The organism is Trichococcus sp. TS_SC_9, from assembly GCF_056156325.1.
This window is the reverse complement of the sequence record NZ_CM149591.1, coordinates 583,188-603,967: the sequence shown is the minus strand read 5'-3', so window position 1 is coordinate 603,967 and position 20,780 is coordinate 583,188. Positions and strand designations below refer to the sequence as shown.

Here is a 20,780-nt window from a genome sequence, read left to right as displayed (position 1 = left end):
ATTCTTATGGTACAAGCTTTGACGGATCTGATCCGGATGTCCGGATTGGCTAATGTTACGTATAAAGAAATCATTATGATCATCATTGCCTGCATTTTCCTTTATTTAGCCATCAAGAAGGGGTATGAGCCCTATTTGTTGCTCCCGATTGCGTTCGGCATCCTGTTGGTCAATCTTCCGTTGGCCGGATTGATGACGCCCCCTACCGAAAACGAACCGGGTGGACTGATTTATTACCTCTACCAAGGGACTAATTTGGGCATCTATCCGCCGTTAATCTTCCTCTGCCTGGGGGCAGCGACCGATTTTGGACCGCTCATCGCCAATCCGAAGACGCTTTTGTTGGGCGGGGCAGCGCAGTTCGGCATCTTTGCGGCATTCTTTGGGGCTTTGGCCTTGGGGATGACGCCCCAGGAAGCGGCATCCGTCGGCATCATTGGTGGGGCGGACGGACCGACTGCCATTTATTTGACGACAAAATTGGCCAACCATCTCTTATCGGTTATCGCCTTGGCGGCTTATTCCTATATGGCCTTGGTTCCCCTCATCCAGCCGCCGATCATGCGCCTGTTGACGACCCAAAAAGAACGGGAGACGGTCATGAAGCAGATGCGTGTTGTGTCTAAAAACGAGCGCATCCTGTTCCCGATTGTCACTACGATTTTCGTCAGCTTGGTCGTCCCATCAGCCACGGCGCTTGTGGGGATGCTGATGCTGGGTAATCTAATCCGGGAAAGCGGCCAGGTTCCGAAACTGACGGAAACGTTGCAGAATGCCATGATGTACACCATCACCGTCATCCTGGGCGTAACCGTTGGAGCCAAGGCGAACGGCGAGCTCTTTCTTTCGCTGACCACGATAAAAATCATCATATTGGGGCTGTTCGCCTTTGCTGTAGGGACTGCAGCTGGCGTGCTAATGGGAAAACTGATGTACAAACTGACGAACGGCAAAGTGAACCCCTTGATCGGGGCAGCCGGTGTTTCGGCCGTGCCGATGGCTGCGCGGGTCGTGCAGAAGGAAGGCATCAAATACAACCCTTCCAACTATTTGTTGATGCATGCGATGGGCCCGAATGTGGCAGGCGTCATCGGATCGGCTGTCGCGGCCGGTGTCTTGTTGGCTTTCTTCGGCTGAAGAGGAATTACGAATTATCTCCTTCTCATTTCTGGTCAGAGGGAGATTTTTTGTCGTTTCCAGGCCATCCGGTTGCAAAATCCATCTGTTCTACACATCGAGGATGTATAATGAAGGCAACAGAAGAGTCAGAAAGGGAAGGACGGATTAACATGAGTAAAAGAACCTCGTTGATTGTGGCTTTGGTTGCTTCATTGGCGTTGTTGCTGTTTGTATCAGCCAATCTTTTTTCGACGTTTTTCAACAGCGGGGAGAGCCGGACGACAGTGACAACGGCAAATCCGAATTCGAGTAACTCGGGTAATTTTAGCGGAATGGGTCATATGATGGGAGGAACCCAGTCTATCGTACTGGATGAGAGCGGGCAGCAAGGGACCGCACTACGGTTGCCGGAACTGTTGGAGCCGGATTCCGAATCCGCTAGCGAAATCAGCTATACGGTCACAGCGCAAGCAGGGGAGACAGCCTTCTTGAAAGGAAAAGCAACGCAGACAATTGGATACAACGGTTCCTATCTTGGTCCGGTTTTGGTCGTGCATGAAGGTCAAGAGGTACATATCAAGACCAAAAACCAGTTGTCCGAAGCCACCTCTTTCCATTGGCACGGCGTGAAGTTGCCTTCTGATATGGATGGCGGGCCGCAACATCCGGTGGGACCGAATGAAACGATGCAAGTGGATTTTACGGTCAAACAGGAGGCAGCGACTTTGTGGTTCCACCCGCACGCTTTGGGGACGACAGCTGAACAAGTGTATGCTGGGTTGGCCGGGTTGATTTTTGTCGAGGACGACAACTCCGATAAGCTTGATTTGCCGAAGGACTATGGGGTGAATGACTTTCCTTTGATTATCCAGGACCGGACCTTCGATGCGGACAACCAATTCGATTATGAAGGCACTTATAATCCCGATGGTACCTACGGCGATACTTTGCTGGTGAACGGGACCATCAATCCCTACGTGGAGGTAAAAAATGAACAAATTCGCCTGCGTTTGGTGAATGGTTCGAATGCCCGTAATTACACGTTTGGATTAGAAAATGGCGCGGAGTTCCATCAAATCGCCAGCGATGGCGGTTTTCTTGAGCAGCCGGTTGCATTGACATCTGTGACGTTGACGCCGGGTGAACGGGCGGAAGTCATCGTGGACCTGAGCGAATACGCTAAGGGGGATACCGTGAAACTGATGGATGGGAACGTAACAGTCCTCTCACTGAATGTCACGGAAGAAACGGACGTACATACGGCGCTTCCGGAAATTTTGAACGAAATACCGGAACCAACGGTGGAAGGGGCGGCCGTCCAACAGTTCACGCTGAGCGGCATGTCCTTCATGGTCAACATCAACGGCAACCAGTTTGACATGGACCGGATTGATGTCGAACAGCGCCTGAATGAAACAGTCATCTGGGAAGTTCGTAATGCGCAGGATATGATGGGCAGCATGGTTCATCCTTTCCATATTCATGGCGTCCAATTCCAGGTGCTCTCGCGTGACGGAGCGGAGCCTCTGCAGAATGAACAAGGCTGGAAGGACACGGTCGCCGTTTATCCCGGTGAAACGGTCCGGCTGGCGGTGACTTTTTCTGAGAAGGGCGTCTTCATGTACCATTGCCACATTTTGGAGCATGAGGACAATGGCATGATGGCTCAGGTGAGTGTACAATAAAAATCAGGGAAATAAGATGGAGGTGGATGCCCATGAAGGTTTTGATCGTAGATGATGAACCAAATATTTTGGATATCGTAGAGGCCTATCTGGCCGCAAAAAAATATCAAGTATACCGTGCCGAGTCAGGTATGGAGGCATTGGAGAAATTTTCTGCCTTCCATCCGGATCTGATCGTGTTGGATCTGATGCTGCCCGATATGACAGGCGGAGAGGTCTGCGCCAAAATCCGCGAAGAATCCAATGTACCCATCATTATGCTGACAGCAAGGTCATCCGAAAAGGATATCCTGATCGGCTTGCGGACCGGCGCGGATGATTATATGGTCAAACCATTCAGCCCCAAGGAACTTGTGGCGCGGGTCGAGGCTGTGCTGAGGCGCGCTGCTGCGGCCGATGCCGAGGAGAGATGGATCTTCGATGGCGGCGAATTGGTCATTCATCCCAAAACAAAGCAAGTTTTCGCGCGTCAGCAGGAAGTCGCATTGACGGCTACCGAATATGACCTGTTGTCTTTGTTGGCCAAGAATCCAAGCCGGCTCTTCACGAGGGAAGAATTGCTGGAGAGCGTAAAAGGGCAGGACTTCGAAGGTTTGGATAGGGTAATCGATACGCATATCAAGAACATCAGGCAAAAGATAGAGCCGGAACCGAAACAGCCTATCTATATTTTGACTGTCCGGGGAAGCGGCTACCGGTTTGGTGGGAAGCGATGAGGCGGACAATCAGTTGGCACCTGATTTTTTCCTTCCTGCTCTTTTCGATAGTTATCATCGGGTTGTTCGGCTGGTTCAGCGTACGCTTATTGGATAGCCACTTCTCGGAATATGTCAGCGAACGGCGCACGGAAGAAATAACCAGTTTTACGGATGAAATCGAAGCAGTCTATGTCCAAGACGGCAGCTGGGATGAGGATGCCGTAGCGGTTATCGGCAGGCAGGCATTGCAGGCCGACGTCATCCTGAAACTCTACGATAGCCAAGGGCAGCTGATTTGGACCCCCACTGCGATGGAGGAACAGGAGAACCGCCAGATGATGTCCAGCCATATGTCGCAGATGAACGAGATGATGGGCGGGACAGAGAGCGAATATACGGTGACCACTGTTGAGCTTAATGATGGTACCCGGACAATCGGCAGTTTGGCAATCGGAACGATGGGGTCGTACTTCTATACGGAACATGATGTCTCATTCATGAGCGACATCCGCAACAATCTGCTGATCGTGGCGCTGTTGGCTTTCGCCTTATCGCTTTTCTTCGCGGTCTGGATCGCCAGAAAGTTGAGCGTACCGGTCTTTGCGGTGAGCCGTTTCACAGGGAAAATCGCCAAAGGTAACTATACGGAGCAGCCGCCCAAAGAAACGAACATCGTCGAAATCGATGCACTGATTCGTTCGGTGGACAGTCTTTCCCATCAACTGGATAGCCAACAGGAAATCCGGAACCGCCTTTCTTCCGATATTGCCCATGAAATCCGGACCCCGCTTACGACCTTGAAAGGCAATCTGGAAGCGATGCTGGACGGCATCTGGGAGCCGAGTAGCGAGCGGTTGAAGATCTGCTATGATGAAGTGAACCGAATTTCCCGTCTGATCGGGAATATCGATAAGATTAACGAAATGGAAAGCAGTCACGAAAAATTGGAATTCAGCCGTTTTGACCTGCAGGCTTTGAGCAGGAAAGTCGCGACCAACTTCACGGCTGCAGCCTCCAAAAAGAATATCACCTTGGCAGTAACCGGGGAGACGTTGATGATAACTGCTGATCAGGACAAAATCAGTCAGGTGTTGACCAACCTTTTGGCCAATGCCATCAAGTTCACGCCAAAGCAAGGGAGTATCCAGATTGAAATCCATCAGGAGGGTAACCAAGCGGTACTGAAAGTGTCCGATGACGGCATTGGCATCGATCCGGAAGACCAGGAAAAGATTTTCGAGCGGTTCTATATGACTGAGCCCTCGCGCAACAGCAAATCCGGGGGACAAGGGCTCGGTTTGGCCATCGTCAAAAGCATCATCAGGAAGCACAACGGGACTGTACGGGTTGTCAGCAACAGCGGCAAGGGAGCCACGTTCACGGTTACGCTTCCGTTGGATCAGGAGCGGACATGAACGGAAAATAAAACGAGGGACAGCCACAAAATGTGACTGTCCCTCGTTTTGCATTCATGCTGATTTACAACAGTTTTTTCTTACGGTCGAACTCTTCCTCGGTGATATTCCCTTTAGCCAGTTCCTTCTTCAGGATATCCAGAGCGGATTCTTCGGTTGAAACTTTGTCTGATCTATCGTTCAAAAGCCTGGTTGCCAAGTAAATGATGAGTATGATCAAAGCAATCCAGAAAATACCCATAAACATCATGCCGCCCATACCAAAACCTCCAAAATATTGTAGGCATCTGCCAAACATGCAAATTCCTCCATTTCTGTTCTTATGCAATCATTGTACAACGATAGTGTGTAGATTGGATGTAGTTTTACAGTCTGTTGCGTTGAATGTTTGAAAGGCCTGTTCAGTCTATCTTCAGCAGTCGAGCGTTGACCGCGCAGATGATGGTGCTGATCGACATGACGGCTGCCCCAATGGCAGGGGTGATGAGGAAGCCATGATTGGCCAATACACCTGCAGCTAGCGGAATGGCGATCACGTTATAGCCGACAGCCCAAATCAGATTCTCGACCATCTTGCGGTAAGTGGCTTTCGAAAGAGCAATGATTGTCAATACGTCTTTCGGATTGCTGTCCACTAGAATGACGTCGGCTGTTTCGATGGCGACATCCGTGCCGGCCCCGATGGCAATGCCGAGGTCAGCCTCCGCCAAAGCGGGCGCATCATTGACGCCATCCCCGACCATCGCGACTTTCTTGTTTCCGGCCTTCAGCGCGGTGATGTGCTTCGATTTCTCAGCAGGCAGAACTTCCGCAAATACTTGAGCCAGCCCTAACTGCTCGCCCACGTAATGCGCTGCTCGGCTGTTGTCGCCTGTCAGCATGATGGCTTCAATGCCTTGCTCCTTCAGGGCAGCCACGACTTCGTGCGATGACGAACGGATGATGTCGGCGCTGGCGATCATCCCCTGCAGGGCGCCTTCCTTGAGGACGAAGACAACGGTTTTGCCTTGCTCGGCTAAGTTGGCGAATGTTTCTTTGTCGTAAGTTATGCCACGCTCGTCCATAGTGCCGGGGCTGACAACGGCGACCTTCATGCCATCCACAGTGACCTGCAGACCTTGGCCGGTAATGTTTTGATAATCAGTTACCGGCAAAAGGGCGACAGATTCGGCTTCCCCTTTGCGGACAATCCCTTTTGCGATTGGGTGTTCAGATTGACTCTCGGCAGAATAGGCTAACGTAAGCAAATCCGTCTCGGAGACCCCGGCCGCGGGAAGGAGGTCGGTGACGCCGAAGTTGCCTTCCGTCAAGGTGCCGGTCTTATCGAATACGATCCGATCGACGTTGCGCGCCTCTTCGAACTGTGTCCGGTTACGGATCAGCAGACCGTTTCTGGCCGCAAGCGAAGTGGACACTGCATTCACCAAAGGGACAGCCAACCCGAGTGCGTGGGGACAGGCGATGACAAGGACCGTTACCATTCGCTCCAAGGCGAAGGGCAGGTTGGCTGCGAAGATCCAATAAAAGAAAGTCAGGGCGCCGGCGATGACAGCGATATAGAATAGCCAGCCAGCCGCTTTGTCGGCCAAACCCTGCGACTTGGATTTTTGTTGCTGGGCTTCCTGAACCATGTTGATGACCTGAGCCAAATAGGTTTCATTCCCCACTTTTTCCACAGTCAGCTTCAGGACGCCGGACCCGTTGATGGAGCCGCCGATGGCCTGCATGCCCGGTTGTTTTTCGACAGGCACCGATTCGCCTGTCAGCATCGATTCATCAACCGTTGACAGGCCTTCGTAGATTTTACCGTCCAAAGGGATCTTCTCGCCGGGCTTGACGAGGATGCGCTCACCCGGAACGAGAGCTTCGATCGACACTTCTTCGACATTACCGGCCGCATCCAACCGGTGGGCTTCCTTCGGCATCAGTTTGATGAGTTCTTCCAATGCTTTGGATGCCCCCATCTGGGATTTCATCTCAATCCAATGCCCAAGCAGCATAATCAGGATCAAAGTCGCCAGTTCGAAATAAAAGTCCGAGCCTTCTATGAAGAAGGCGGTGAACGTGCTGTAGATATAGGCAGAAACGATCGCCAATGAGATTAGCATCATCATGCCGAGCGACCGGTTCTTCGATTCTTCCCAAGCGCCCTCCAGAAACGGTTTGCCGCCGTAGAAGAAAATCACGGTGGATAAGCCGAACACGATGAAATTTGCTCCCGGAAAGTCGAAATGGTAACCGAAGAGCATCATGATCATAGGAGACAACAGGGTTACGGGAATCGTCAGCAGCAAAACGATCCAAAAGCGTTTCCTGTAATCTTCCACCATCTTTTCGTGGTGGCCGGAATGCCCAGCCGGACTTTGCACCATGTGTTTTTCATGTTGTTCGTGACTCGGGGAAGCGGCCTGTTTAGGTTGGGGTGACTGTGCCTCTGTATGCACATGAGCCGCGTGCTTTTCTGACTGGGGTTCGGCAGCAACCGGCTGTGGTGGGGCCATATGATGACCCGAATGGTCGTGCCTAGCGTGTGGATCGATCGGTTTTGGGACCTCCGGAGTGTGATCTGTGTGCGTGTGCCCCGTGTGTTTGTGTTCATCCATTTTGCCATTCCTCCTTTGTTTCAAAACGTCCAAACAATAAGGTTTATAAAAATGACTGCAGTTTCTCATGCTTATCATAGCAGAATTCGATGCTTGTATGGTAACAGTTTCATTTGTGCAGATGTTCAGGTAAAATAGAGGTTGTAAAACGTTACCATGAAAGGGATGAAGGACTGTGACAGAATTGAGATTTCCAGGAAACTTCCTATGGGGTGGCGCAACCGCCGCCAACCAATACGAAGGAGCATATGACGCGGACGGCAAAGGCTTATCTGTTCAGGATGTAACACCGAAAGGCGGTTTTGGAGGGCTGATTACTGACGGACCGACACCTGATAACATGAAATTGGTAGGGATCGACTTCTACCACCGTTATAAGGAAGATATCGCGTTGTTCGCTGAAATGGGCTTCAAAACATACCGTACATCGATCGCTTGGACACGCATCTTCCCGAACGGCGATGAAACCGAGCCGAACGAAGCCGGCCTGCAGTTCTACGATGATCTATTCGATGAATTAGCCAAATATGGCATCGAGCCACTGATCACATTGTCCCACTATGAAACACCACTGCACCTTTCAAGAGAATATGACGGTTGGATCAACCGCAAAATGATCGGCTTCTATGAGAACTATGTGCGCACGGTCTTCACGCGCTACAAAAATAAAGTCAAGTACTGGCTGACGTTCAATGAAATCAACTCGATCATCCATGCGCCTTTCATGAGTGGCGGCATCTCAACGCCACCAGATCAACTGTCGAAACAGGACCTATACCAAGCCTGTCACCATGAATTGGTAGCCAGCGCTTTGGCGACTAAAATCGGACACGAAATCAATCCGGACTTCCAGATCGGCTGCATGGTCATCGCTATGCCTACGTATCCGTTGACTTCCCATCCGGATGATGTCATCGCCGTGATGGAAGCAGACCGCCAAAACTTCTTCTTCTCGGATGTGCATGTACGCGGCACGTATCCTGGTTACATGAAGCGCTATTTCCGTGAGCACGGCATTGAGCTGGACATCACACCGGAAGACGAAGAAATCCTGAAGAATACAGTCGATTTCGTTTCCTTCAGCTACTACATGAGCTCGACCGAAACAGCAGATCAGTCCAAGAAAATGAAGGGTACAGGGAATATTCTAGGTGGCGTAATGAATCCTTATCTGGAAGCATCTGCATGGGGATGGCAGATCGATCCGAAAGGCTTGCGTATCATCCTGAATACTTTCTGGGATCGTTACCAAAAACCATTGTTCATCGTCGAAAACGGCCTGGGCGCGGTAGATGAATTGGTAAAAGGCGCGGACGGCGAGTGGACCGTCAACGATGATTACCGCATCAAGTACCTGAACGACCACCTGGTGCAGGTCGCTGAAGCGATCGCTGACGGTGTCAATCTGATGGGCTACACAACTTGGGGCTGTATCGATCTGGTCAGCGCTTCGACTGCGGAATTGAAGAAACGCTACGGCTTCATCTATGTCGACCGCCATGATGACGGATCTGGCACGCTGAACCGTTACAAGAAAAAATCTTTCTATTGGTATAAAGATGTTATCGCAACCAACGGCGAAAGCTTGAAGGCGTAGCGAGGAAACAAAGCTTGACTTGACACACTTATCATCAATTGCAAGACCAGAATGCACTGAAAAGCGCACCTGGTCTTGTATTTTTTTCTCCTTTGGGTAAAATGGAAGGGATAGGAAAACCATTCAAAGACACTTGGAATTTGGAAGTTTGGTGAAAATCCAACGCGGTCCCGCCACTGTGATGACGTCCCGGAACGTCTAAGTCAGGTCTTCATTCCAAGCTGCTATTTTTTGCAAACGGGCTGTTTCGAGGTAAAACGGTCCCGTTACTTGTCTATGCGATGGCGCATGGGCTTTTTTTGCATAATCCCGGCCGTTGGAGATGCAACCCCTGTCGAATACAGATTAGGAGTGGTAAAATGAAGAAATTATTGTTGGCCTTATCGTTGAGTTTGGTATTATTCGGGTGCGCCCCGACGGAAGAAGCGCAAACAAGCTCCGTCCTGCAAGAGTCGACTGTTGCGGTCAGTTCCGAAGCAGCGGAGACAGTCAGCATAACAATCTCTTTGACGGATGGTGGCACGGTCGTCGCAGGCTCTGAAAAAACAGTGGAGGTTGAAGCGGGCACTAGCTTATTTGATGTCATGGAAGAAAACTATGTAATCGAAGAAGCAGACGGCTTCATCACAGCCATCGACGGGCAATCACAAGCGGAAGAAACAGCCGAAGCGAAAGCCAAGTATTGGTTATTTGATGTAAACGGCGAGCCTTCGATGGTCGGAGCCGCTGATGTAGCGCTCCAAGAAGGAGACGTAATCGTGTGGAACCTGACAGAAATGTAAAGAAGACTGTGGGCTTCGGGGTGAGGCGACTGGCACTGCTGTCGATCTTGACGGCTTTGTGCTATGTCGGGAGAATGATGTTCCAGTTCATCCCGAATGTCCAGCCTGTGACAGCCGTGCTGATTATCCTGACGCTGACATTAGGCATGACGGACGGCTTCATTGTGGCCATCCTGTCGATTGTTTTGACCAACTTCCTGCTGGGGATGGGTCCATGGACGATTGCGCAGATCGCCAGTTTCGGCGTTCTGATCGTGGTCACGGGTCTGTTTGTGAAGCCGTTCTACAGCACAAACCAAAACAGGAGCCACAGAATCCCTTTTGCGCTATTCGCCTTTTTCGGGGGGCTGCTTTACGGGTTCGTCATCTCCCTCATTTCCGTAAAATTGATGGGCATCAACAGTTTTTGGGCCTATTATATCGCCGGGATCCCTTTCGATCTCCTGCATGGTCTGGGGAACGCCGGGTTCTATTTGATCCTGGAGCCGATTTTGGCGCCATTGCTGGCGGCACAGCAGAAAAAAGGATGAAGAAAAGCCAGATGGAATGCTCTTATGGAAGAGCACATTCCATCTGGCTTATTTTTTTCAGATTCCGGAATGCTGGGCTGTTAATGGAAATAGCTTGTGCACTCCAGTATAATGGTGTTGCATAGATACGATTCGTTATTCGCTGATTGGTGAATTACCTGGGGAAGAAGGTTAGAGGGATGCTTCTATCTAAACTGTATGCGGGGCTTTGGCTATGAAAAACATAAAAATTATATTCCTGATTATATTTCCGGCACTAACAATCATCGGGTATGTCTCGGGCGGTCTCAAAGGCCTTCTTGCCACGATACTGGTATTACTGTTTGCAGCAGGTTCCTATTTGGCATTTCTGATGTCCTCAAAAATGTCAGGCTTTGAAGATGATTATTTTAGCTTTGATAGGATGCGCTCGTTTTTGGAATCTTCGTGGAAAGGGCCTCAGCTCGCAGAACTCTGCGAAGCGATGCCGGCCGTACGGATGAATGATTTTATCCGGGTGGATTATAGTTTATTCGCAGCTTTCCGCAGATACTTTGATGCCGGATCGAATGATGTTCAAAAAGAGGAAAGGCTGCTTACCAACTACGGTACTTCGATTGTTCATGTGGACGGTGCCATACGAGGATTCAGCTATAAGTTTGAACCTGAAGCAAACGAAGGCGAGAAAAGCGAAATAGAGCGTTGCTACGCAGTGCATAAAGACTGTCTGCAAGAAACTCTCTTGCGGTATTACTTGGAAAAATATCGGAAAGCTTTCTTTCTTTTGCAAAAGAATGCTCTAGGGTCAAGATATTTGCAACCGAATATGCTTGCTTGGAAAACAGTATCCAAGGAAAACCGAGAAATAGCTATTGGCTTTGACGCATGTGCTGAAAGTTGGGCGAAAGAACTATATCAAGATTATTTGGCAACGGGTGACAGAAGCCAATTGCCGTTGGACTTCGGAAGTCAAGATGCAGCGTTCAGACAAGAGCTGTACGAATTCATCAAACAATACAGGCTGATGATCGATAAAGATGAAGTGGAGAGAAAACTAGCGAAAGAAATATCTCAAAGCAGAGAAGATTTGGAAAGCTGTTTGCGCTATTTGGCTTCATTCCGAAAGGGGCAAACTTTCTAAGAAGTCGTTATGAAATTTAAAGGACAGCAGTAAAAAGTAAATATTCAGGCAGCCCCAGCGGATCCGACCCACGAGTCTGCATGGGCTGCCTTTTTTGGTCCGGATAAAGAGCCGCCAACAAGTCGGATAGCCACAGAAGCAGCATATTATTATATTGATTAAACTAGTGTTCACAACTGTCGGGGATTATAATGTAAAAATACAGGAGCAATCGTTAGCGATAAGCCGATGGGTGTTTAAGGGATTACATAAGGCGGCAATTATATGAAATAAGCTTTCAAAGCCAATCAAAAAAATCTGATTCGGAAAACGGGGGATATGCCCATGCACGCGATTGAGGTTCAACACGTTTCAAAAAAATTCAAGCAGCAGCGCGTTTTGGAAGATATTCATTTTACGATCGAGACAGGTGAAATCGTCGGAATCATCGGCCCTTCCGGGACAGGAAAGACCACTTTGATCAAACTGATGCTGGGGATGGAAAGCCTTGATACGGGGCAAACGAAAATTTACGATCATCTGATGCCCAATTTTTCTATATTGGGAAAAGTGGGCTATATGGCACAATCCGATGCGTTATACGAAGAATTGACGGGTGAAGAGAACCTGACTTTTTTCGGTAAATTGTATGGTTTGAAGAAAGAGGCTCTTCAGCAAAGGTTGGCTTATGTCGCTCAAGTGACGAATTTGACGAAAGATTTATCCAAACGCGTATCGAGCTATTCTGGAGGGATGAAGCGGCGCTTGTCTTTGGCGATCGCGTTACTGCATAATCCGGATATACTTATTTTGGATGAGCCGACTGTCGGAGTCGATCCGATTTTGCGGCAAGGCATCTGGCATGAGCTGAATGAGATCCGGGACCAAGGGAAAACGATTGTGATTACAACCCATGCAATGGACGAAGCACTACGCTGCGACAAGCTGGTTCTGTTGAACCATGGCCGAGTGATCGCTTTGGGAACCGCTGAAGAAATGACCGGGAAATTCAACGTGGATACTATTGAAGACGTCTTCTTGGCGGCGGGAGGTGAGGAAGAATGATTGCATTTGCCATCGCCAAACGGATTTTTATTCAAATGTTTCGGGATAAGCGAACGTTGGCCTTAATGTGGATTGCACCCTTATTGCTGTTTACGTTGATGTATTTTTTATTCGCTTCCTCGGGAACGGATGCAACCTACAAAGTGGGCGTCTACAACCTGAATCCGGAAATAGTCAAAAATCTGGAAGAGAATCACATCAAGGCCACTAACTTTTCGAGTGAAGAGCACGTGGAGGAAAGCATACAAAATAATCGATTGGTGGCTTTTATCGCCCAAACGGATGCCACTCATCTTGAAATTACTTATGAAAACAGTACCCCTGCCAAAAGTGCGGTAGTCAGAGCAAAACTTCAAGGAGCCGTGATCAAACTCCAAATGGGCGCACTAACAGCACTTGGACAGGAAGCGGTCGCGGCAAACCCGAGCCTTGCTCAAGCTGTTCCACAACAGCCGACAATCAATGAGCAGTATCTTTACGGTGAAGCCGATTCAGATTATTTCACGATCATCAGCCCAGTATTACTTGGTTTTTTTGTATTTTTCTTGGTATTCTTGATTTCGGGAATGGCACTTTTGCGGGAACGGACAACGGGGACGCTGGATAAGGTCTTGGCGGCGCCGGTCCGACGGTGGCAAATCATTGCCGGCTACCTTTTGGGGTATGGTTTTTTAGCATTTATCCAAACCTTGTTGCTGGTGGAGTTTGTTGTCCAGGTTTTGCATGTTCCTGTGGCCGGAAGCCTTGCATTGGTGATGGGGATCACCTTCCTTTCAGCGTTGTTGGCTTTATCTTTCGGGGTGTTATTATCGACTTTCGCTGCATCGGAATTTCAAATGGTGTAATTCATTCCAGTTGTGATCATTCCGCAAATTTTCTTTTCAGGAATCATCGAGGTAGGCAGCTTGGTGGATTGGCTGCAATTTTTAGCCAGATTCATGCCGCTGTATTATATCGGGAAAGCTTTGCAAAGTGTCATGATTAAAGGGGGCGCGTTGGTAGATATTCGTAATGATCTGCTGGTCATTATGCTGTTTATAGGTCTTTTTACAGTTTTAAACGTTTTGGGATTGAAACGCTACCGAAAAATATAGGCCAGATTATTGAAGTTCCGGAAGTCACGATCAAGCCTGGAATTTTTAAGGGAAACCAACAGAGCATCCAACGGAAATCTCCGGATGCTCTGTTGGTTTTTGGACAGGAGCATTAGGGGAAATAAAAAGATGGCGTCCGCATAAAACTTCTGTGATATAGTAAGACTGACGAATTAAGAAATTAGGAAGTAGGAAATAGAGTATGGGAAAGAGTCTAGTATTAGCTGAAAAACCATCGGTAGCGCGCGATATCGCTCGCGTGCTGCAGTGCGAGAAACAGGGTCAAGGGTACCTGGAAGGGAAAGATTACATCGTCACTTGGGCCTTGGGTCATCTTGTGACGTTGGCCGATCCGGAAGCCTACGACGTAAAATACAAAAACTGGAACTTGGCTGATCTGCCGATGCTTCCGCAGGACCTGAAGTTGACGGTGATCAAGCAGTCCGGGAAACAATACAATGCTGTCAAGTCTCAACTGGTGCGGAATGATGTTTCCGACATCATCATCGCAACGGATGCCGGCCGCGAGGGCGAATTAGTCGCCCGCTGGATCATCGAAAAAGCAAAAGTCAATAAACCCCTCAAACGCCTGTGGATTTCATCCGTGACGGACAAGGCCATCAAAGATGGCTTCCAGAACCTGAAGCCGGGCAAGGACTTTGAAAACTTGTACCAGTCCGCTGTAGCCCGTTCGGAAGCGGATTGGTACATCGGCCTAAATGCAACCCGAGCGCTGACGACGAAATTCAATGCCCAGTTGAACTGCGGCCGCGTCCAGACGCCGGTTGTCGCCATCATCGCCAGACGCGAAGAGGAAATCAAAAAATTCCAGCCGAAGACCTATTACGGCATCGAGGCCCAGACAGATACGAAGCTGAAGCTGATTTGGCAGGACGAGAAAACGAACGACACGAAGAGTTTCGAGCGCGATAAAGTTACTGCCATTGTCAAAAAGTTGGATAAGCAGCAGGCGGCCGTAGTTGCTGTCGACCGCAAACCGAAAAAAGCTTATGCACCTGGCCTATATGACCTGACCGAACTGCAACGTGACGCCAACAAGCTTTTCGGTTATTCCGCCAAAGAAACGCTGAACATCATGCAGAAACTCTATGAACAGCATAAATTATTGACTTATCCGCGTACGGATTCCCGCTACCTGTCGAACGACATCGTTGCTACGCTGCCGGACCGATTGAAGGCATGCGCCATCAAGGAATACCGTCCACTCGTGAACAAGGTATTGGCGAAACCAATCAAGGCGAATAAGTCGTTCGTCGACGACACCAAAGTTTCCGATCACCATGCCATCATCCCAACGGAACAGGTCGTCCAAATAGGGAAGCTGTCGGCTCAGGAACTCAAGATCTATGATTTGGTCGTAAAACGCTTCTTGGCTGTGCTTTTCCCTGCTTACGAATACGAGCAGCTGACCCTACGTGCGGATATCGGCGGCGAGCGCTTCGTGGCTCGTGGCAAAACAGTCATCGCTACCGGCTGGAAAGAAGTCTACAGCAATCGCACGGAGGATGAGGAGTCGGAAGACGGTCTCCAGGAGCAACTGTTGCCGAAAATCGAGGCAGGCGATGTGCTGGCTGTTCGTTACATAAGCGAGACATCGGGCCAGACGAAACCGCCTGCCTACTTCAATGAAGCTACATTGTTGACGGCGATGGAAAATCCGGCAAAATATATGGAGACGACGGATAAGGCTTTGGCTCAGACTCTGAAGGAAACGGGCGGACTGGGAACCGTCGCTACGCGTGCCGACATCATCGAGAAGCTGTTCAATTCCTTCCTGATTGAAAGACGCGGACAGGAAATCCATATCACGTCTAAAGGCAAGCAATTGCTGGAGCTGGTTCCGGAAGAACTGAAATCCCCAGCCCTGACAGCCGATTGGGAGCGCAAGCTCGAGCAGATCGCTGCCGGCAAGCTGAAGAAGGATACATTCATCAACGAAATGAAGACCTATACGAAAGAAATCGTTTCAGAAATCAAGATGAGCGATGGCAAGTTCAAACATGAAAACATCTCCACCAAGACATGCCCGGAATGCGGCAAACCGATGCTGGAAGTGAACGGCAAAAAGGGCAAGATGCTTGTGTGCCAGGACCGCGATTGCGGATACCGCAAAAATGTGGCACGTGTCACGAACGCTCGTTGTCCGCAATGCATGAAGAAAATGGAGCTGCACGGCGAGGGCGACGGCCAAATTTTCACCTGCAAATGCGGTTACCGCGAAAAGCTATCGGCCTTCAACGAACGACGCAAAAAAGGCTCCGGCGGAAAAGCCGCGAAGCAGGACGTCCAAAAATATCTGAAGAAACAGAATCAAGAAGAAGAGCCGGTAAATTCCGCCTTATTCGAGGCACTGAAGAAACTCAAGCTGGACGATTAAGAACAATCAGGTCGAAAAGGACTGCGCTGGCGCTTTTTGTGTCAGTCGCAGTCCTTTTTCAATCGGTTTTTGGGAATGCACGTATGTTATAATTGTATGATATCGATTGCCTTAAAAGTCTCAAACGGCAATCCTGTCAGGGAGGGGATTTCAGAATGAAAACAGTCATTTTAGCCGAAAAATCATCGCAGGCGGCTGCCTACGCGAGCTCTTTCCAAAAGAAGGCGAGGGTTGCCGGGAACTACGTGATCCAAGACAGCCTATTCGATGGCGAAACGGTAATCGTTCATGCATCCGGTCATCTGTTGGGATTGCTGCAGCCGGAAGAATATGATCCGAAATGGAAGAAATGGAGCCTGGATCACTTGCCGATTTTCCCGGAAAACTATAAATACAAGATCCAATATGGAAAAGGCAAGCAGATGGCGAACATCAAACAGCAGCTCAAGGAAGCGGACCGCATCATCATCGCCACCGACTCGGACCGTGAAGGGGAAAATATCGCCCGCTCGATCATCCGCCATGCCGGCGCAGAAAAGAAGGAGATGAAACGTCTCTGGATCAACAGCCTGGAATCCAATGAGATCCGCCGCGGGTTCAGCGAATTGCTGGACGGAAAAGATACCTATCCGTCCTACATTGAGGCCCAAAGCCGGGAAATCGCCGATTGGTTGGTTGGGATGAACCTGAGCCGGCTGTATACCATTGCGCTCCAGAAGGCCGGGATCAAAGAAGGTGCCTTTTCGGTCGGACGTGTGCAGACACCGACGCTCTTCATGATCTATAAGCGCATGAAGGAAATCGCAGCCTTCAAGGAAGAGACGCATTACGAGTGTTTGGCCCGGGTCACGGTCACGAATGGGACGTTCGAAGCGAAATATCAGCACGAATTTGAGTCCAAGCAGGAAATGAAAACCTTCATCGCGGAACACGGATTGGCGGCTGAGATGCCTGCCGTCATCAAGCGTTTCGAAGCCAACGAAAACAAACGCGAGTTTGCCCCGCGCCTGTATTCGCTCAGTGATCTGCAGCGGGCAGCCAACGCCAAATTCAAGATGGGCGCGAAAGACACATTGGCGACGGTGCAGTCGTTGTACGAAGCAAAGCTGCTTTCCTATCCGCGTACGGATGCGACGGTCATCACCAAAAATGAATTTGCTTACTTGAAGGACAATCTTTCCGGCTACTTGGGCATCCTGGGCCATACCATCGACAAGCCGAATCTGACCCCGCGCAAAAAGTACGTCGATGATGCCAAAGTGCAGGAGCATTATGCCATCATCCCGACGAAAAAAGTGCCGGATCAGGCCCGAATCGCCAAACTGAATGCGAACCAGCAGAAAATCTATGATCTCGTCCTGCGCCGGACCTTGGCGATGTTCGAAGAGGACTTCATTTACGACGAACCGACCATCATTACAGATATTGGCGGGGTGGATTTCGTGGCATCTGGTAAGATCATCAAGAATCTCGGATGGAAGAAGCTGGAAGGCAACACAAGGAAAAAAGGCGAGCCGGAGGACAAAATCCTGCCTATGGTTACTGTAGGGGAAACCGGAACAGCCGTTTTGGCCACGAAGGAGAAGAAAACCACTCCACCGAAACCTTACACAGAAGGTACGCTGATCGCAGCTATGAAGAACGCCGGAAAAGAAGTGGATGATGCCGAAGACAAGGCGATCCTGAAGGAAACGCACGGCATCGGAACGGAAGCGACCCGCGCCGGTGTCATCGAAAACCTGAAGGACAGGGGCTATATAACGGCTTCGAAGAATCAGCTGGCGATCACCGAAAAGGGAACTCTGCTTTGTGAGGCCGTGGCCGGCAACAAGATGAGCGATGTCGCCTTCACGGCCGAATGGGAAAAGTATCTGGCAAAAATCCATAAAGGCGAGGGTGATCAGGACTATTTCCTGGATAACATCAAAAACTTCGTTGTGGAAATACTCGGCACCAAGAATGAGATGCTGCAGTCCGAAGGGATCGCGGATCGCATCGATGCTGCAGGCGACGGTGCAGTCGTCGGTATTTGCCCGGTCTGCGGGAAAGAAGCGATCATCAAGGGCAGTTACCTCCAATGCCAGTACTACGGCGAAGCCTGCTCGTTCCGGATTGCCCGCTATATCGCCCGCCGCTATCTGTCTCCGGAGGAAGCCAAAGAGCTTTTGGCCCGAAAAGAAACAAAGCGCCTTTCTGGTTTCAAGAAAAAAGACGGCAAGAGCTTTTCGACGGCCTTGCTGTTGGGGAAAGACGAAGCAGGCAACTATGCCGTTTCCTTCAAACCGTTCGCCCCGAGCAAGAAAAAGTCGGTTCGTAAAAAAACACAATGAACAGAAAAAAGGTATACGGGAAGCAATTTCCCATATACCTTTTTAAACTTATATGCAGCTGAAATTATTTACAAGATAGTAGCAGTGAGCCCTTTAATTCTACTTGACGCTGACACCAGGTTATACCACATGTGAACCAGTCTATATTTTGGGTGATTCGAGACTTCTAGTGTATGATTATGGTGAAGAGTAAGTAATAATCTATTCGCAAGATTTAGATGCCCTCTAGTGACTAACTATAAAGGTGGGATTATCATGAAAAAAGTGTCCGAGGAAAAAACCAACACCGGAAAAATGCAAAATCTGGAAAAAGAAGAGATTGCAGAAAGTCAGGTCGAAAAAGAATTTCTGGATAGTGATTTGAAGCAAGACGAAAAAGAATTTGAATCATTCTTCTCCGAAGTGTTAAAAAAATCACCGCAAAGAACATCAGCCATTATACTTAATGCTTATGATAAATCAAAAGAGCGGGCTGAAAAGATTCTGGATAAAAGTAAAAATCAGTTTGACAGTATCTTCGACGAGTTTTTGGAAGGTGTTGATGAAGAAACCCGCAAAAAATGTCATAAGATCGTTCATGCCGCATCTTTAACTGCAGCCATTATCGGCTTTTCACCCATCCCTTTTTCCGATGCTTTCTTGCTGGTTCCAGTCCAATTAACAATGATGGCTCGTTTGCACAAGATATTTGGTAAATCATGGTCTGAAAGTCTTGGTAAAAGCCTATCTAAGGAATTAGTCGTTGTTGGTTTAGGCAGAGGTGCAGTCGGCAATATCGTGAAGTTGATTCCGGCTGTGGGTACTGTTGCGGGTGCTGCCATTAACGCGACCGTTGCCAGCACAATCACAGAATCATTAGGTTGGATAACCGTAAAAATGTTAAATGATGGCGAAGATATTTTCGAACAAGTCACCTCAGTTAAAGGACAGCTGCGTACGCTCTCTAGAACGCTTCAAAATTCTAGTAAATCGTCGAATAAAAAATAAATTTCCTATTAGATATTTCTCCAGGAGACAAAGTTGCATCCGCTTTGTCTCTTCTTTATGCTGTTTTGTTTTGGCATATGAAAAGCACCTCCTGATACGTTTTAAGTACCAGGAGGTGCTGCTCATTTTATCCTAAATATTCTGATTCATCCATCAATTTTACGGCAGTTCCGCTGCAGGTGACCATCAGCATGCCGTTATCGGCTCCCAGCACCTCATAGTCCATTTTCATGCCGACGATGGCGTTTGCGCCTTTTGCGGATGCGCGGCTTTCCATTTCTGACAAGGCGTTTTCGCGTGCCACAGTCAATTCATCCTCGTAGCTCTTTGAACGTCCTCCAACGATATTGCGGATGCCGGCTCCGAAATCCTTGAACACGTTGATGCCTGTGATGACTTCTCCGAAAACGATGCCTTGATAGGCAGTGATTTTTTTGCCCTCGATATGGGCTGTTGTTGTAATAATCATGTGACTTACCATCCTTTCTCCTAACGGTGAAACAATCAGGTTCAACAAATCGATTATAACTTTCTGGTGATGCCTTCATTATATCAAAAGTCCGGCTTGAAAAGATACAGAAATCTACCATATTGGTGGCCGTTGGGCAGAAAAATGTTACAGGCAAGAGTGTACAGATTGTCCCTTAGTGGTAAAATTATGTAAAACTCGAAACAGAAGGGAATGTTACCATGAAATTTGAAAAAATTCACCATGTGGCAATCATCGCCTCCGATTATGAGGCTTCCAAAGCATTCTACACTGAGGTGTTGGAATTGCCAATCATCCGCGAAAACTACCGGGCCGAAAGGGACTCATATAAGCTCGATCTTCAGCTGGGGGAGAGCGAAATCGAACTGTTCTCTTTTCCTAATCCGCCTGAGCGCCCCAGCGGTCCGGAATCAGTCGGACTCCGCCATCTTTGCTTCTATGTGGAGGATGTCGAGGCAACTGTGGCTGAATTGAACCGCAAAGGCGTTGAGACTGAGCCAATCCGCTTGGACGACTACACGAACAAGAAATTCACTTTTTTCAAAGATCCGGATGGCTTGCCACTGGAATTGCATGAATAAAGCATAGCTGAAACGGGGAGTGTCTCATTTGAGGCGCTCCCCGTTTTTTCCTCCAGTTCCGATGAGCGGCCTTCTCAACGGTGTTGCGGTTCCGGAAATATGCGCTCCTCCTGTGAAAGAATGCTTTCCGGAGCTGGGTGCGTGGTCGGATGCTGTCCTCCGGCGAACAAGGGCTCATCGGAGGTGACAGATTTACGCTCGCATCAGCTCCGGCGAAGCCAACCCTGATCGGAGCCATCTCCATTCGAGCCGCCGCAGCAGTTCGAGGCCACGCATTCATCTGTTCAAATCAATAATTTGTAAACAC

Annotated in this window: 16 protein-coding genes, 1 pseudogene and 1 riboswitch; of the genes and pseudogenes, 14 read left to right on the top strand and 3 right to left on the bottom strand. The window is 49.1% G+C overall.

The annotated features are described in order from the left end of the window. The first annotated feature begins 6 nt into the window (after positions 1-6). The 4 genes from AC0J5I_RS02705 to AC0J5I_RS02690 all read left to right on the top strand — a co-directional run bounded on the left by AC0J5I_RS02705 (position 7) and on the right by AC0J5I_RS02690 (position 4,917). Positions 7-1,137: a sodium ion-translocating decarboxylase subunit beta gene (locus AC0J5I_RS02705; RefSeq protein WP_475303367.1), complete on the top strand. Its 1,131-nt coding sequence runs from the start codon at positions 7-9 to the stop codon at positions 1,135-1,137. A 152-nt stretch (positions 1,138-1,289) separates the two neighbouring features. Then, entirely contained in the window at positions 1,290-2,804 is a 1,515-nt protein-coding gene (locus tag AC0J5I_RS02700) for a multicopper oxidase family protein (protein WP_475303364.1), read from the top strand. Positions 2,805-2,836: 32 nt separating this feature from the next. Beyond that, positions 2,837-3,520 carry a response regulator transcription factor gene (locus AC0J5I_RS02695; RefSeq protein ID WP_475303362.1) on the top strand — a complete coding sequence of 228 codons (684 nt, stop codon included), beginning with the start codon at positions 2,837-2,839 and terminating at the stop codon, positions 3,518-3,520. Then, positions 3,517-4,917 carry a sensor histidine kinase gene (locus AC0J5I_RS02690; protein ID WP_475303359.1) on the top strand — a complete coding sequence of 467 codons (1,401 nt, stop codon included), beginning with the start codon at positions 3,517-3,519 and terminating at the stop codon, positions 4,915-4,917. The genes AC0J5I_RS02695 and AC0J5I_RS02690 overlap by 4 nt, the downstream gene beginning before the upstream one ends. Before the next feature lie 64 nt (positions 4,918-4,981). Here AC0J5I_RS02690 and AC0J5I_RS02685 read toward each other — a convergent pair whose 3' ends face one another. Together AC0J5I_RS02685 and AC0J5I_RS02680 are read right to left on the bottom strand one after the other, a co-directional pair. Continuing rightward, positions 4,982-5,176, bottom strand: a complete 195-nt coding sequence (locus tag AC0J5I_RS02685) for an SHOCT domain-containing protein (RefSeq protein WP_475303356.1) — start codon at positions 5,174-5,176, stop codon at positions 4,982-4,984. 142 nt (positions 5,177-5,318) lie between these two features. After that, on the bottom strand, positions 5,319-7,520 hold the full coding sequence (locus AC0J5I_RS02680; protein ID WP_475303352.1) for a copper-translocating P-type ATPase: 2,202 nt from the start codon (positions 7,518-7,520) through the stop codon (positions 5,319-5,321). 175 nt (positions 7,521-7,695) lie between these two features. On the opposite strand from AC0J5I_RS02680, the gene AC0J5I_RS02675 reads away from it, so the two are divergent. From AC0J5I_RS02675 to AC0J5I_RS02635, 9 genes and pseudogenes are all read left to right on the top strand, one after another. Then, positions 7,696-9,117, top strand: coding sequence for a glycoside hydrolase family 1 protein (locus AC0J5I_RS02675; protein WP_475303348.1), 1,422 nt, complete (start codon positions 7,696-7,698; stop codon positions 9,115-9,117). 115 nt (positions 9,118-9,232) lie between these two features. Continuing rightward, a riboswitch (adenosylcobalamin (AdoCbl) riboswitch) is annotated at positions 9,233-9,389 on the top strand. Positions 9,390-9,476: 87 nt separating this feature from the next. Next, entirely contained in the window at positions 9,477-9,899 is a 423-nt protein-coding gene (locus AC0J5I_RS02670; RefSeq protein ID WP_475303345.1) for a DUF4430 domain-containing protein, read from the top strand. Further along, a complete protein-coding gene (locus tag AC0J5I_RS02665; protein WP_475303341.1) occupies positions 9,878-10,429 on the top strand; it encodes an ECF transporter S component in 552 nt (183 codons plus the stop codon). Before AC0J5I_RS02670 ends, AC0J5I_RS02665 begins: the two co-directional genes overlap by 22 nt. A 214-nt stretch (positions 10,430-10,643) precedes the next feature. Next, positions 10,644-11,549 (top strand): hypothetical protein, encoded by a 906-nt coding sequence (locus AC0J5I_RS02660; RefSeq protein WP_475303336.1) that lies wholly within the window; start codon positions 10,644-10,646, stop codon positions 11,547-11,549. Between the two features lie 324 nt (positions 11,550-11,873). Further along, on the top strand, positions 11,874-12,593 hold the full coding sequence (locus AC0J5I_RS02655) for an ABC transporter ATP-binding protein (RefSeq protein ID WP_475303332.1): 720 nt from the start codon (positions 11,874-11,876) through the stop codon (positions 12,591-12,593). Next, positions 12,590-13,687: pseudogene (locus tag AC0J5I_RS02650) on the top strand (ABC transporter permease). The gene AC0J5I_RS02655 and the pseudogene AC0J5I_RS02650 overlap by 4 nt, the downstream one beginning before the upstream one ends. A gap of 202 nt (positions 13,688-13,889) precedes the next feature. Beyond that, the gene (locus AC0J5I_RS02645) at positions 13,890-16,085 is read left to right on the top strand and encodes a DNA topoisomerase III (RefSeq protein ID WP_475303328.1); all 2,196 of its coding nucleotides are present in this window, start codon (positions 13,890-13,892) and stop codon (positions 16,083-16,085) included. A gap of 155 nt (positions 16,086-16,240) precedes the next feature. Further along, positions 16,241-18,415, top strand: coding sequence for a type IA DNA topoisomerase (locus AC0J5I_RS02640; RefSeq protein ID WP_475303324.1), 2,175 nt, complete (start codon positions 16,241-16,243; stop codon positions 18,413-18,415). A 255-nt stretch (positions 18,416-18,670) separates the two neighbouring features. Then, positions 18,671-19,402, top strand: a complete 732-nt coding sequence (locus AC0J5I_RS02635; RefSeq protein WP_475303320.1) for a YcjF family protein — start codon at positions 18,671-18,673, stop codon at positions 19,400-19,402. A 127-nt stretch (positions 19,403-19,529) separates the two neighbouring features. On the opposite strand, the gene AC0J5I_RS02630 is transcribed toward AC0J5I_RS02635, so the two are convergent. Further along, positions 19,530-19,871 carry a heavy metal-binding domain-containing protein gene (locus tag AC0J5I_RS02630; RefSeq protein WP_086986697.1) on the bottom strand — a complete coding sequence of 114 codons (342 nt, stop codon included), beginning with the start codon at positions 19,869-19,871 and terminating at the stop codon, positions 19,530-19,532. Between the two features lie 221 nt (positions 19,872-20,092). Here AC0J5I_RS02630 and gloA2 point away from each other — a divergent pair, with 221 nt between their 5' ends. Continuing rightward, positions 20,093-20,473 carry an SMU1112c/YaeR family gloxylase I-like metalloprotein gene (gloA2, locus tag AC0J5I_RS02625; RefSeq protein WP_475303312.1) on the top strand — a complete coding sequence of 127 codons (381 nt, stop codon included), beginning with the start codon at positions 20,093-20,095 and terminating at the stop codon, positions 20,471-20,473. The last annotated feature ends 307 nt before the right edge of the window (positions 20,474-20,780 follow it).